Raw genomic sequence first — 13,307 nt, forward strand, 5'->3', positions numbered from 1 at the left:
TGAAGGATGCGATCCACTAGAGAGCAAGCCAACAAGAAGCGGGCACTGCAGTTTCCGCCTCCTTTCCGCGCAATAATGATGATTGTTTTAGTTTTAGGCGCCTCAAATTATGTCTACCAAAATTTAATTCATAACAGTTAGGCTTTATAGACGCGCTATAAAGCCTACTGCTGAAAATTATCATGTATTTGCTTTATTTAATAAACTATTAGATAAATGTATTTTATGATTATTTAATTGTAACTTAATTATTATTATTAATTTATCTATTTTATGTTTTAAATAGGACTTAAATTTTAAAAATTTATTCTTTTGACTAACTTGGCTCGCAATTCAATCCGTGAATTAAGAACTCCAGAGGAGCCCTATGAAATCTGTATTTAAGGCAAAGTGGTTTTTTTCAATTGCCATTTTCTTATTGACAATGGGTAAACCGCTTTGGCTTTTTGCACAATGTTCCCAAAATAATTTTACTGTATCCGGCTTTGAACTTCGCGATGAGAACGGAAATCCTTTTTCAGTGACAGACGATTATGAACTTGGTGATCCGGTAAATGGTGAATTATGGATTAAGCTGGGAGGATCCTCTACCAACGGCTATAATCTCAGTTTTTTCTTTGATGTGTATGTTGATGGAGTCTTGTCCCAGGCAGATCAGTCCGAGTGCCTTTTTTCAGGGACCCAGGCTATACAGAATACCTGGATCAAGGTGCGTGATTTTACATGGAATTGGGGTGATGTCATAGATATCAGGAATATCTTCATTCATTGGGAAACAGGTACTGCAAAACCCGATACTACCTGTGCCGTTAGCAGCAAAACCAACATTAATTCCCAATGTTATAGCAATCCCCAGGGATTCACGGCGGCAGTACCCTTGTTTCCAAAATTTGATTTTCAGAGCAGCGGGATGTGCAGTACCAACATCCAGTTCTTTAGCGAGACAATCGGAGGGACGCCACCCTACAATTACACCTATTCCTGGGATTTTAATGGGGACGGGATCTTTGATTCCACTTTTGAAAATCCCATATACGAATTCCCGGGCTCAGGCACTTATCCTATTAGTCTCACTGTAGATGATGGGACTTCGGTCACCACGGTTGTGAAGGATATCTACATTGATCCCAATTTCGGTATACAGGTGGACATCTTTCCGACTAAGAAAGATGAGGAATCAGGAATTATCTATGTACAAAGTGTCACCGGAGGAACCGAACCCTATTCATTTTATTGGACCGGACCAAATGGGTTTACCAGCACTTCAAGGGATATTTTCGACCTTGGTGATGGATTCTATACCCTTACCGTTACTGATGCAAACGGTTGTACCCAACAGGTAAATTATGAACTGGAAATAGCTACCGTACTTAGCTCTTTTTGGAAATCTGTACACCTTTCCGGGGACAGGTCGGTAGTCAATGTCAGTTGGGAGGTTACCGATAAAGAAGGGGATTTTTATTTTGAAATCGAACGAAGCTCGCGGGATATCTCAAATTTTATCAGTATTGGATCCGTTCAGGGAGTAAAATTCGGAAGTGATGCAGCGGTTTATTCATTTACAGATCATTCCATGCCTTCACTTGAAAACACATTTTACTACCGTATTGTGAAGAAATCGAGTTCAGAAGTTGATTACAGCTCAGTAAAAATGTTTAAAAATGAAGTTTCTGAGCCTGATAAACAGTGGATCGTTTATCCTAACCCTTCCTTTGGAGAAGAAGTGCATCTTAGGTATTTGGGAATAGTGAAATCTCCACATAGGCCTTTAACCATTGATGTCTTTAATTCAGGGAACTACTTTCAATCTGTAACGCTCCTGAATCCATTGCCAGGAGCAATTAATCTGAAGGAAGTTTTTCAGGGTCTGCCAAAAGGCCACCTGACTTTGAGGTTAATATTGGATAACCGGGTACATAGTATTCATCTGATACATTACTGACTGTAATCCCAACGGCATTATGCCTGGAAAAATCATCATGGGAAAAAATCCCGTCCGGTTTCAAGTAGTTCCTATTCAATCAATCGGATAGGATGCCCCACTGGGTCTTCCAAAAGATGATATCCAGGAACGACTGTAAACACTGTCCAGGTATCTGACCCGCCGACATGGGGTAGTATGTCATAGTGAGTGAATGGCATAATGAATCAAATGGCTATCAGTTGGTTCGGTTTTGGATCTTACAGCTCCAGGGATTACGGCTGGGAGGAATCACAAATCTGCATAAAAAGATAGCTCTATGTATCAACTGGGAAACTGAATAAAGTAATCCTTAAAATAAGTGACAGAACAAAGGCTTATATAAAAAAATGACACAACAAATTCTGCTCATTGATGATGACCCTGTGATAAACTTTATCCATTCCAGGATAATCCGTAAGAAGTTTCCCGATACCCCCATGTTGATTTTTGAAAATGGTCATAAAGCGGTGGCCCATTTAAAAGAGAACCCCATAAATTCCTACCTTATTTTTCTGGACCTGAATATGCCGGAGTTGGATGGATGGGGCTTTTTAAAGGCGATTTCTTTAGAATTTAAGGATATCGATGTTCAGGTGCATGTTGTGACTTCTTCTACAGACCCCGAAGATAAAATGGAAGCAAAAAAATACAACCAGGTTTCTTCTTATTTGATCAAGCCATTGAAAACAGATGATCTTGAAACTATAACTTTTGTGCTTTTATAATCCAAGGGACTGAAATTTTCGCATACCACGGTTACACTGAATCCGCATATCGCATTCGCACCTAATTTGCAGTACCCTTTGATCCGTAAGCTAAGTCTGAGTGGCTCAATTAAAACAAGACCAATGAGTATTTACAGCAGGATATTTCCTATATCGGTAGTATAATAATATGGCCTAAGAAATTTATTGTACTTAGAGAAAACATGGAACATTCGACCCGAAAAAAGCAATTCATTGCCCATCTTAATCAAATAAGCCCTTTGTCCCAGGAGGCTTCTGAGGCTATTTTTAATTTACTGACCGAAATTAAAATCAAAAAACATCAAAATCTCCAATCTATCGGAATGACATGTAAGACCTACTACTTTGTTAATCAAGGTGCAGCAAGAATATTCTATTATAAAGATGGCAAAGAGATTACTGAAAATTTTGCGTTTGATAACGATCCTATTATTCGGGCGGAGAGTCTTTTTACCGGAACGCCGAGCCATAAAGCAATACAGGCCATAAAAGAAACAATATTCTTGGCAATACAGGCAGATCAACTTTTGATGCTCTTTGATCAACACAGGGATGTTGAGCGCCTGTTTCGAATAATTGTCGAACGTTCATATGTAGATACAATAAACCGACTTGAGAGCCTTCAGTTTCATAGTGCAGAAGAGCGTTATTTATTTTTGACAAAGAAATTTCCCCAGATAGTAAAAGAAATACCCATAAAACATATTGCTTCTTACTTGGGTATTACACAGGTGAGTCTGAGCAGAATCAGAGGCAATATTTCCTGATTAAGTAACAAATGTAAATGGTTTTAATATTTAAAATTATGTTATTTGCTCTCCCGTTAAGTGTATTCTCATAAAATGAAGCAGAAAATTAACTATGCGTAAAAACTAAAGAGTCGGTTTGGTTCGGTTACAAAGATAACCTTATCGGGCTCCCATACATCCCATGCTGGATGATCACTTATTCCAAGCACTACATTGAGATGTATATAATTAATTAGTAAGAAATATTCCTGATGCCTTGGAATCTAATAAATGGCATAAGTCCGTGATTTTCACTCCTTAGAGGAAAGAAAGCTGACGTTTTCATACTGATTATTTTAGATCTGGAAGCAAAAAAAGTGTCTGTGTCACCCTGCAGACCGAGTTGTCCTGAATCTGCAAGATTGGAAGTAAGCTACTGCTAACTAAGTAGGATGGAGAGACTTTGTCTAAAAATCCTATAAATGGAAATTAATAATGTTGGAAATTAACTGGACTACTTATTATTTATAATCGCTACTTAACCTATAATAAACCATTATGATATATCCAAATGATTTTCAAATAACTAACCCTTTGATTGAAAAAGGTGGTAATTTAGTTGATAGTTATGCCTTGATTTCACATATAACTGATAAATTAGAAGATTGTAATTTACATTTTTATCTGGACAATTGTCTGCCGATAATTTCAGGGAATAGCGAAGCTCTTGAACGGGTTTTTGAATCTTTTATCGGCAATGCAGTCGATTTTTTTAAAGAGTACAATGGTACTTTACATATAATCTTTAGACAGGATTTGAATTCATCTTTTTTAACCTATTTTATTAGGGATTTTATTCCGGTTCGTGAGAAGGGTATGGCTGACTTAATTGAAACTATTACAGAGTTTAATCTTGCAATGTGTTATAAATTGTTAGAAGAGAATGAATCTATAGGCATACAGCCATCCCAGAATTGATTATGGATAGTGTGTTTATATCAGTTATATTCTACCCGAAACTTGTCGATGAGAATAGAAATTCAATTAAATCAAACACTTTGCGAATGTGGCAAAGTAGGAGGGTGAATGAGTTAAGCGGAATGAAGTGATATTCAATTCTTTTTCCCAGCCAATACCTATCATATCGAAATATGGGTAAAATGCAGAAACACATTCCAGGTGTTATCAGGTTGCCACAGCGGAAGAATAGGGCAGTTTCATCCATAGAGGAAATTCTTCCCTGCTGCCATAAACGGTTCGACATCCGTCCGGCATTTTGGATAGGCCAGGTGTTCTCGTTGAAGAATACAAGGGATGGTGATCCACAAGTTGTCCTGGTTTGCCTTGGCCGGCTATTTCCTTGGCCGCGCCTTTGAAGAGAGGAAGAGTTAGAGTGACTGAATACAATATTTCAGTAGTAATTGTTTTCTCCCACTTCATGATTACGATTTTATTTACAATTTTTAAAATAAATCTACAGTAGGTACATCCACTTTGTCATATTCTGAATGCGTACCGATAAATTTGATAAACACCCATTGTCTCAGGTAACATATCTGAACGATCAGTCGGTATTTATTCCTTGCAATGTTGAACATAACTCGATTGTTCTTTACAGGATCAGCATCAGGAAAATCCACAACTACGTCCAAAGATTTTTTCCAATCTGCATGTTTTGTAACTGCAATCCAGGTTTCGATACTTGATTTGGAATCGGGGTGCTTTCTATAAAACTGATCAAAAAGTTTTCAGAATGAAAACATATTTAAGTGGATCAGTTGCATCAATTGCAAATTGATTCCTTTGGTATTTGATTGGGAGTGTACTAGTAATTATTTTTTTCTAGCCAGTCTTTTCGCTTCTTCAAGGATTTCACCCATCGTTTTGTGAGACGTACCACTTTCCTCACCTTTGATCAACTCATCTCTAAGTAAGGTTTTCTCTTCATAATCTGCGATCAAATCGGAAAGCATATTTAGTTCTACAAATCCCTCTGATTCTGAATTCCCTATGTTTTTAAGATTTGCAAGTAATTCTTTGATTCTTTCCAAAGTGGCTTTATACTCTATATCAGAAGTGATCATGACTTAGATTTTTTCTAAAAATGAATTGATTTGCTCTACATACCACGTACCAAACCCTATGTTTTCAGCATCAAGCTGAAAGCCTGATAAATGATTTCCTTCGTACTGAATGACCTCACAGCGTTGGCCAAGTATTTCTTGTAGTTTCAGAGCATCTTGGTGAGTGGTAATTTCATCATTGGAAGCAGTCAAAATTAAAACTGGAAGTTTAATAGATTGAATTGCTTTTTCATATATCCTAGATTCTTCAGGAAGCAATAAATCTTTGTCAAGCTTTATATATCTATCAATTATGGTTGAAGTGTCTGTCACAAAACCTTCGCCGATGATAAAATCAATCTTCCCTTTTATAGCTGGGTAGGCACGAGAAGCTATTGTCGTCCCCATGGACATACCCCAGATCCCTATTTGTTGATGTTTGAATTTCTTTGAAATTTCATCAACCACTGCTTCAAGATCCAAGGCAAATTCTCTGTAGTATAAATATTCACGCTGAATTTCAAAATCGTCACTTTTGCCAAATCCCCTGTAATCAAATGTAACTACTGTATACCCTTCATTGGCTAGAATTGCGGCGTAGTAAACAAAATATGACATATTACCCGCATCAGGATATGCTAGAATGATGACCGTGTCCTTTTTGTTTTCATTGTTCGCCTCATAAATCCAAGTGTTTAATTCGTAATTGTCCTTAGTCGTGATCTTCAACTGTTCATAATTCCAAGAGACAGAATCCGGGGTCATAAAGTATTCCCGATCAGGATTTATAGCAGAAACCTTACTGAATGCTAATAAGAAAATTACTGAAGTCAGAAATAGTACTGTTTTTTTCATGCACCTGTCGAGTTCTGTTACCTATCAAATTTATTAGAAATTCTATCCTTATAAAAAATCGTACATTTTGGCAACTTTAGCGAACAAGTACAAAAGTGCCTCTTTTCTCCTCGCGCTGTGTTATTTTATCCAGGGTGTAATAATATTTGACCATATAGACATAAGATCCGATGGGAGCCTCTTTCCCGTTTATTCTGCCGTCCCAGCCAGTATCTCCGTAATAAACCAGTGTTCCCCAACGGTCATATATCCATAGTTCAAAACTGACCGTGCAATGGGATACGCCTTCATAAATCCCCGGAGCTTGCCTGGAGTCGAAGCCGGTTGGCATCCTGATCATGGGAACGGTTTCGCTCACTTCAATGGCCTTGATGACCTGGCTGCACCCCTTTTGGTTCCTGATCGTGACCGAGTAAAATCCTGCTGATAAATTTTCTGCGATTGGGCCATCTAAGTTGGGATCATGCTGCCATTCATAGGTATAAGGACCGTGGTCACCAAGTAGTTTAAGTTCGATTGTCCCAGAGGATTCGCTGGCGCAGGCTACGTTTGTAACCTGCGCATTGGCCAATGGCTCAGCCACTTTAATGGGTATTTCAGTAGATATACCCACACAAGAAGGATTTTCTGTGCCATAAACGGTGTAGCTAATTCCGGCTTGTATTCCGGGTTGGTCCCAAATTACTTGGATTTCATGGCTTCCCTGTCCTGAAACAAGTTTACCCCCGGTAACCGTCCATTCATACGCTCTTCCCTGTACGTGGGCTTCAACACTGTAAGTGTGGGCCAATCCAGGGTCAAAGCACACTTCCTCCGGACCAATTGGTCTTAGCGCCTGAAGATCGGAGTCAACCTTCACTTCCAATTCCACTGGGCGACCCGGGCAGCCATTTTCAGTATAGGGTGTCATGATGAGCTTTGCATCGGGATTGGTTGGACCCCACCTGACCAAGACAGAGTCTACGTAGCTTTCCAGGATTTCCCCTCCAATAGCTTCAAATTTAGTTTCGGTGATATCCTGCTTGTCCACCAACCGGTACATTACTTCCTCGATATAGGGACATACAGTGGTATGCCCGACCAATTCGGCTTCTGGGTTCATTACTTCCACTTCAAATGTGGACTCATCCCCGTCTTCACACGATCCAGTGGATGCGGTGACACTGATCATATACTTGCCAGGCCTGGTAAAAGTATGAGAGGTATGTTGACCTGTTTGGGAGGGACTACCGTCTCCAAAGTCCCATACAAAATACGTGAAATCGGAAGCACTGGTACTGATGCTCCATTCCCCTTCCTGATCAAGACAGGCCACTTTGTCGCCAATTACTTCAAATTCATATTCTGATTGGATATCGATGTCTAGATTACCCAATGCTGCTCCGGCAGCATAGCCATAAGACTCCCGGAATCCAAAACCATAAACATATGCGGCAAAGCCATCCGGGTTGGTCAAATGGTGCACACCTCCTGATACCCTGATCCTGGCAATCTGAAAATCGGTATCGCCAGGCAATGGTTCAAAAAATCCTCCTATGTTGTCGCCATCAAGAGACGTATTGTGCTGTGTACCAGCTTTCACTACTATGTTGACATAATGGTTACTAATGTTAGCCATTTGGAAGGAATTGAAAACCAGATCTTTTAGAAATTGCTCAATCGGACTGTAGGTAATCATAAAGGGGTCTCCGAAGTTGGCAAGTTCCGGAATACCGTAATCATTACATCCCACACCTTTCGAAAATACGGTGACAGATGAGGGTTTCGATGTTTCAATTTTTCCCGATTCGTCCGCACGGAAATTGATTGTCAGAAATTGCCCCTTGTGAATGGTCCCTTGAGGTATTCCGTTAAGACTGACTTCAGTGCCGTCCTCCGAAGCCAGTACTTTAACCAACTCTCCTGATGTCCTGTCTTTCAGTGCGATATGTACGAAGTGTTTGCCCCAGGAACTGACTGGATATGCTTGCTGGAAAAGATTGTCACATGCCTCACAATCTCCCACCCAAGTACACATGCTCCCTCCAAATACAGCAATTTTTTTACAGTCGTTTTCATTATCATCTACTATCCGTACCCTGGAACCTGTCAAATCTTTATCTGCTTTGATTTGGTAACTTTGCCCCCGATTAAGTACAATAATAGACGGGATCCCGGCCTGGTTGCCACTGACCGAATTTACCGTAGTGGTGATTTCTATTTTGGTATTGTCCTCTGAGGCCACCACCAGTAGGGTACTGGGAAAAGGACTGACTTCCTGATGCGAGGTGATGTAATAATCTTTTCCCAAACTCCCAACAGGCAAAACCACTGTACCATCAGTAGTTCTGAACATTTCGTTGAAAGCATGGACCGCAATTTTTCCAGTGGCCTTGATAAAAATACCTTTGTTTTCCACCATTCCTGAAGTTCTGTGCACCAGGTTAAGATTACCTGAATTCACCCGGAATTCATACTGTTGGCCTATATTCAAATCAAACGACGATGAGCGACCGAGGTATTCTATCACCCCTGAAGTCTTTTCACTAGCTGTTATGATTAATACAACGTCACTGTAACTACCATCTTCCTCAAGATTCTCCATGAATCCGACCCAAAATTCGGTACCAATAGTCGAATTTTGCCCCATGGCCATCTGCCACGAGCTGATAAACAACAGAAGCGAAAGAAAATATCTACAGGGCATTACCGTATAGACGATATATAGTGGATTGACTCCAAGTAATTATACTCAGAAAGCAAAATAATGCCAGGATGTGGCAAGGGACGCATGATCCTTATTTCCATTTAGCAACACGTTACTGCATGCCGGGAATCATATTTTCGAAGAAAAATCGGCGCCGGAAGGAGTCTTAGTTTGATCCTTCACTCCAGCGGTCATTATCTTGGTATTTGAGTCGCCGATATCAATGTATAGACAAATTAACTTACTGTTGACCGTGAAGTTTCGGTAATCATTGGCATTCGCATGCAATGGTTACCATAATTATTCAGTTTTGTAAATTCAAAGATAATAAGTCCAATAAATTTTAAACTAAAATCACTATAAAAATAATTATCGCTGATTTTTCACTTAAAAATTTAGAATAAATATCTGAGTATTAGTCACAGAAACAGTTTTTGTCCTTTTTTCTTGTGTGCTGTATTCTTGGGTTTTGGAATTCTTGTTTACTTGACTTTCCCAATCAATTATTATTTCTGTTCAAAACACTAATTACCAATTTTTTCACCATTTCCATTTCTTCAGGTTTGCTTGATGCAATGAAGAGCGTTAAGCTAGCAAGTGCATCATTGCTGATGATCGAAATCCCTTCGCTGTTATGAAGTAACTCATTGGACTGCAAAAAGAGAAGAAAGCAGGCTGCAGCTATTCGCTTGTTTCCATCTACAAAACCATGATTCTTCACGATCAAGTATAGGAGGGTTGCAGCTTTTTCTTCCAGGGTAGGATAGAAGTCTTCTTCACCAAAACCTTTGCTGATTTGAGCTATTGCACTTTCAAAGCTGCCATCTTTTTCTTTTCCAAATACACCAGATTCAAAATCTGATCTCATTGACCCTATTACCTATTGATAGTGAGATAATTCAGGGTAAGTTGCTTTTCTCTTGCTTAACCCATTTTTATCTAGATTCTCATGATCATAATCATCTAGCAACTCTAGTCCTTTTGCAAAGTAATTCAGCCATTCTAAATCTAAGTTCTGATCTTCTTCTTTTCGCTGAATTGCTCTACTTAAAATCCGTATTCCATTCTTAAGGGTTTGGACTTCCTGTTGCTTCTGTGCAAGTCTATTTTTATTGATCGCATAGCCTTGCAACAAATAGTCTTTTAGTGGTCCAGATTCGGAATTGGGTTCCTTGATGTTATTTCACTCGGTAGCCTACTGATATAATGACGTCTAGGTTATAATGCTCAGTATTTGTAGTTTGCGTCTTTCCTTTGATTGCACCGGGGAGAGTGGTTGTCGCAAATTTTGCGACAACCACTCAAAAAACGACCGTTTTTTGAGACTATTTCTGGTAAGGACATCGCCCTTTAAATGCCCCTATTTTTATTCCCATCATCTCATTGATCAAAATCTCATAAATCCATTTACACACCTTTTATGAGACGGTACTAGCCGAAGTATAGATGATCATAAATAGATTTTCACATCTTTCAATTCTCGCGCATTCGTAGAATTGGAAAAGTAAGAACCAGCCAAAGCCGTTTTGCCTATTTATTTTTGTGTATTATAGATGAGATAAAAGATATGCTTTTGTCTCATATATCTTGCTTTATGAGAAGCAAATGAGTTTGTGCATATTTCATGATATACAAGTTTCCTATTGGTTTACGATATCAAGCAAAGGTTCAAATATGTACAGAGATGCTCTCCTGCCAGATCCCTTCTCAATACATTTGATTATCTGATTGGTTTCCATTGCATTAAGTAACCGTGAGGCAGATGCTCTAGGCACTCCAGACTCTTCATAAAATCTTCCACTATTGAAAACTGGATGATTAAAAATAAAGTCCAGGCAACTTACAGCAAATTGAGAGTGCGTTGCCGTCACTATTCGCTCTTTCATGGAATCGTAAAGTGCCACTATTTGGCGAGTTTGATCATTGTTTTTCTTTGCCTGACTAATAATCGCTCCCAAAAAAAATCTAATCCAATTTGTCCAGCTCCCTGTATCGGTGATATCCTTCAGCGCATCATAATAATCACGGCGATGATTCTCCAAATAGTCTGAAAGATAAAATACAGGCTCTCTGATAATATCTTTATCAAATAGAAATAGAGGAATCAGAATTCTTCCAATCCGTCCATTACCATCCAAAAATGGATGTAGTATTTCAAATTGGGCATGGATAATTGCCAACTGTACAAGGGGATCTTTTTCTTTAAAATGGATGTACTTCTCCCAATCATCCAAGCCATGAAGCATATCCTGAACTGTGGGAGGAACAAATCTTGCAGTATCCATGGTGCTTCCCGGAGATCCTATCCAATTTTGGATTTTCCGAAATTCACCTGGAGCCTTATTCTCTCCGCGGACATCTTGCATTAGCACAGCATGCATTTCACGAATCAATCGAAGAGATAGGGGTAGGGAGTCAAGTCTTGATTTTGCTGCCAATAAGGCTTTCCTATAATTAATAATCTCTTTAATATCTCCTTGTTTTTCTGAAGATTGGACTTTATCAGCCTCATATTCCAACACTTCTTTTAGTGTAGCCTGTGTACCTTCTATTTTGGAAGATAGCACGGCTTCCTGAGTGCGAAGAGGTGAAAGCAAAACTTCTGGATTGATGATAGACTGAAGTAGCCCGTCATATCGGGCAAGCTGGCGATTGGCAGTACTCAGTAAATCCACAATAGCTGCCCAGTCTAAGTTCGTCGAAAGAAGTTCTTGTGGTTTGTACGGTTTCATTTGTATCTCATCTATGCAACACAAGATAGTGTTGTGTCTCATTATTTCAAAAATATGAGACACAAATTGTTTTGTATCTCATCGATGAGACACTAAACTCTTGATCCAGCGCTACGCTTGGTTTTTACTTTCCATCACAAAGCTGTCACAGTCTGTAGTTGTTCTTCATCTTGATCATCAAACAACCGTCAAATAAGGATCGGCTGATTACCAGTATGCTATATTATAAAAGAGAGGGAGGATCAAATGGCCATCAAATAAGTTTTTGTGGTTCTACCCTTAAGTTAGTGGGGATATAGATCTAATCCATAGTGAAAAAATAGTATAGCGCTTCTAAAATTTATGAATGTTCGATAACCTCTCCCTACCGTTTTAAGCTCTTGGATTTTTCCATTTAATCGCTCAGCCATTGCATTGGAGAGGTTATTTATCAATGCATTGACCACCCCTGAGATATGGTTGTTAAACATGGTCACAACTTTGTCTATTTCTTTGATTTTTCTTTTGGTTGCATCAACTGCCCATCGGTTAAACAATTGCCATGCGAACAGTTTGCCTGAACTGAACAACTCCTTGAAATTTTCCCGTACCTGCCATGCTTTGCTGACCTCATAATTCGCACCAGCGTTTGCCTCAAACTTTATCCGTTGTTTCTCTGTGTGGTTTTCGGGATTCTTAAGTAAAGCATACCGGGTGTTTTTGAGCTCCTCATGCTGTTTCACTTCTCGTCGGCGCACTTGATCAATGGCTTTTTTGAGGTACACCATCAAGTGAAACCGATCGTGTGAGATCGAAGCGTTGGGAAGGAACTCTTCTGCTGAATTGATATAGGCCGGCCACATATCCATGCTGATAGCGGTTACCTGGCTAAGCTGTGTTTCGGTAAATACCCTGCTAAACAATGACTTGCAAGCCTCCTTCGTTCTATCTTCTTCCACGTCCAGCACACATCCGGAAGCGGGATGACTCAGCACGGTGATGTAATGATGGCCCTTCTTGAATGATTTTTCATCGAGACTCACCTGATCAAATACAAGATCGGTATAGCTTCTTCTAGCCATGCCTCTTTGTGTACTCAGGTGCATGATCCGGTTAACCACATTGAATCCACATCGCATCAGCTGGGCGGTCTTGGTCTGGTTTTTACTCGCCTTGAGCAAGTCTATTACCGAATGCTCGAACAGAAAGGTATGACGCTCGTTTCCCGAGGCCCAGTTGGGCTGAATAGTCTTTACTTTACCCTCAGAAGTAATAATCCGGGGCAATTCACACTTGATATAAGTTTTGTATTGCAGTGTATCCAAGTGTCTCCATTTACGTGCTGGCGCATGATCATAAATTTTGCAGAGTTCACCTGATTGGGGATCTTCCAACTGCTCCAATAAACAGTCTATTTGAATGATAATTTCCTCTTTAGAAAAATCCGTATCAACTGATTTGACTACCCACCCATCTTCTAAATCTAGTATTTTTGTGAAGAAATTTTCCGTAAACATCTTTTTGCTCAAAGTTAGTCATTCCATTAAATTCGGGG

Annotated in this window: 11 protein-coding genes; 4 read left to right on the forward strand and 7 right to left on the reverse strand. The window is 39.5% G+C overall.

Annotation, left to right across the window (positions count from 1 at the left end; all coding sequences use genetic code 11):
- The first annotated feature begins 367 nt into the window (after positions 1 to 367).
- The 4 genes from AS141_RS03400 to AS141_RS03415 all read left to right on the forward strand — a co-directional run bounded on the left by AS141_RS03400 (position 368) and on the right by AS141_RS03415 (position 4,415).
- The gene (locus AS141_RS03400) at positions 368 to 1,942 is read left to right on the forward strand and encodes a PKD domain-containing protein (protein ID WP_057936239.1); all 1,575 of its coding nucleotides are present in this window, start codon (positions 368 to 370) and stop codon (positions 1,940 to 1,942) included.
- Between the two features lie 368 nt (positions 1,943 to 2,310).
- Positions 2,311 to 2,688 carry a response regulator gene (locus AS141_RS03405; protein WP_057936240.1) on the forward strand — a complete coding sequence of 126 codons (378 nt, stop codon included), beginning with the start codon at positions 2,311 to 2,313 and terminating at the stop codon, positions 2,686 to 2,688.
- A 260-nt stretch (positions 2,689 to 2,948) separates the two neighbouring features.
- The gene (locus tag AS141_RS03410) at positions 2,949 to 3,476 is read left to right on the forward strand and encodes a Crp/Fnr family transcriptional regulator (protein ID WP_232424806.1); all 528 of its coding nucleotides are present in this window, start codon (positions 2,949 to 2,951) and stop codon (positions 3,474 to 3,476) included.
- Between the two features lie 519 nt (positions 3,477 to 3,995).
- Positions 3,996 to 4,415 carry a hypothetical protein gene (locus AS141_RS03415; protein ID WP_057936242.1) on the forward strand — a complete coding sequence of 140 codons (420 nt, stop codon included), beginning with the start codon at positions 3,996 to 3,998 and terminating at the stop codon, positions 4,413 to 4,415.
- A 485-nt stretch (positions 4,416 to 4,900) separates the two neighbouring features.
- On the opposite strand, the gene AS141_RS03425 is transcribed toward AS141_RS03415, so the two are convergent.
- The 7 genes from AS141_RS03425 to AS141_RS03455 form a co-directional block, all read right to left on the reverse strand.
- Entirely contained in the window at positions 4,901 to 5,137 is a 237-nt protein-coding gene (locus AS141_RS03425; RefSeq protein WP_087149380.1) for a type II toxin-antitoxin system HigB family toxin, read from the reverse strand.
- Positions 5,138 to 5,269: 132 nt separating this feature from the next.
- Entirely contained in the window at positions 5,270 to 5,521 is a 252-nt protein-coding gene (locus tag AS141_RS03430; RefSeq protein ID WP_057936244.1) for a hypothetical protein, read from the reverse strand.
- A gap of 3 nt (positions 5,522 to 5,524) precedes the next feature.
- Positions 5,525 to 6,355: an alpha/beta hydrolase gene (locus tag AS141_RS03435; RefSeq protein ID WP_057936245.1), complete on the reverse strand. Its 831-nt coding sequence runs from the start codon at positions 6,353 to 6,355 to the stop codon at positions 5,525 to 5,527.
- Between the two features lie 76 nt (positions 6,356 to 6,431).
- A complete protein-coding gene (locus AS141_RS03440) occupies positions 6,432 to 9,041 on the reverse strand; it encodes a PKD domain-containing protein (RefSeq protein ID WP_082632166.1) in 2,610 nt (869 codons plus the stop codon).
- 499 nt (positions 9,042 to 9,540) lie between these two features.
- Positions 9,541 to 9,909: a type II toxin-antitoxin system death-on-curing family toxin gene (locus AS141_RS27000; RefSeq protein WP_232424808.1), complete on the reverse strand. Its 369-nt coding sequence runs from the start codon at positions 9,907 to 9,909 to the stop codon at positions 9,541 to 9,543.
- Positions 9,910 to 10,681: 772 nt separating this feature from the next.
- Positions 10,682 to 11,773 carry a Fic family protein gene (locus AS141_RS03450; RefSeq protein ID WP_057936247.1) on the reverse strand — a complete coding sequence of 364 codons (1,092 nt, stop codon included), beginning with the start codon at positions 11,771 to 11,773 and terminating at the stop codon, positions 10,682 to 10,684.
- Between the two features lie 284 nt (positions 11,774 to 12,057).
- Entirely contained in the window at positions 12,058 to 13,269 is a 1,212-nt protein-coding gene (locus AS141_RS03455) for an ISL3 family transposase (RefSeq protein WP_057936248.1), read from the reverse strand.
- Positions 13,270 to 13,307: the final 38 nt, after the last annotated feature.

Source organism: Algoriphagus resistens (assembly GCF_001442615.1).
GTDB lineage: Bacteria > Bacteroidota > Bacteroidia > Cytophagales > Cyclobacteriaceae > Algoriphagus > Algoriphagus resistens.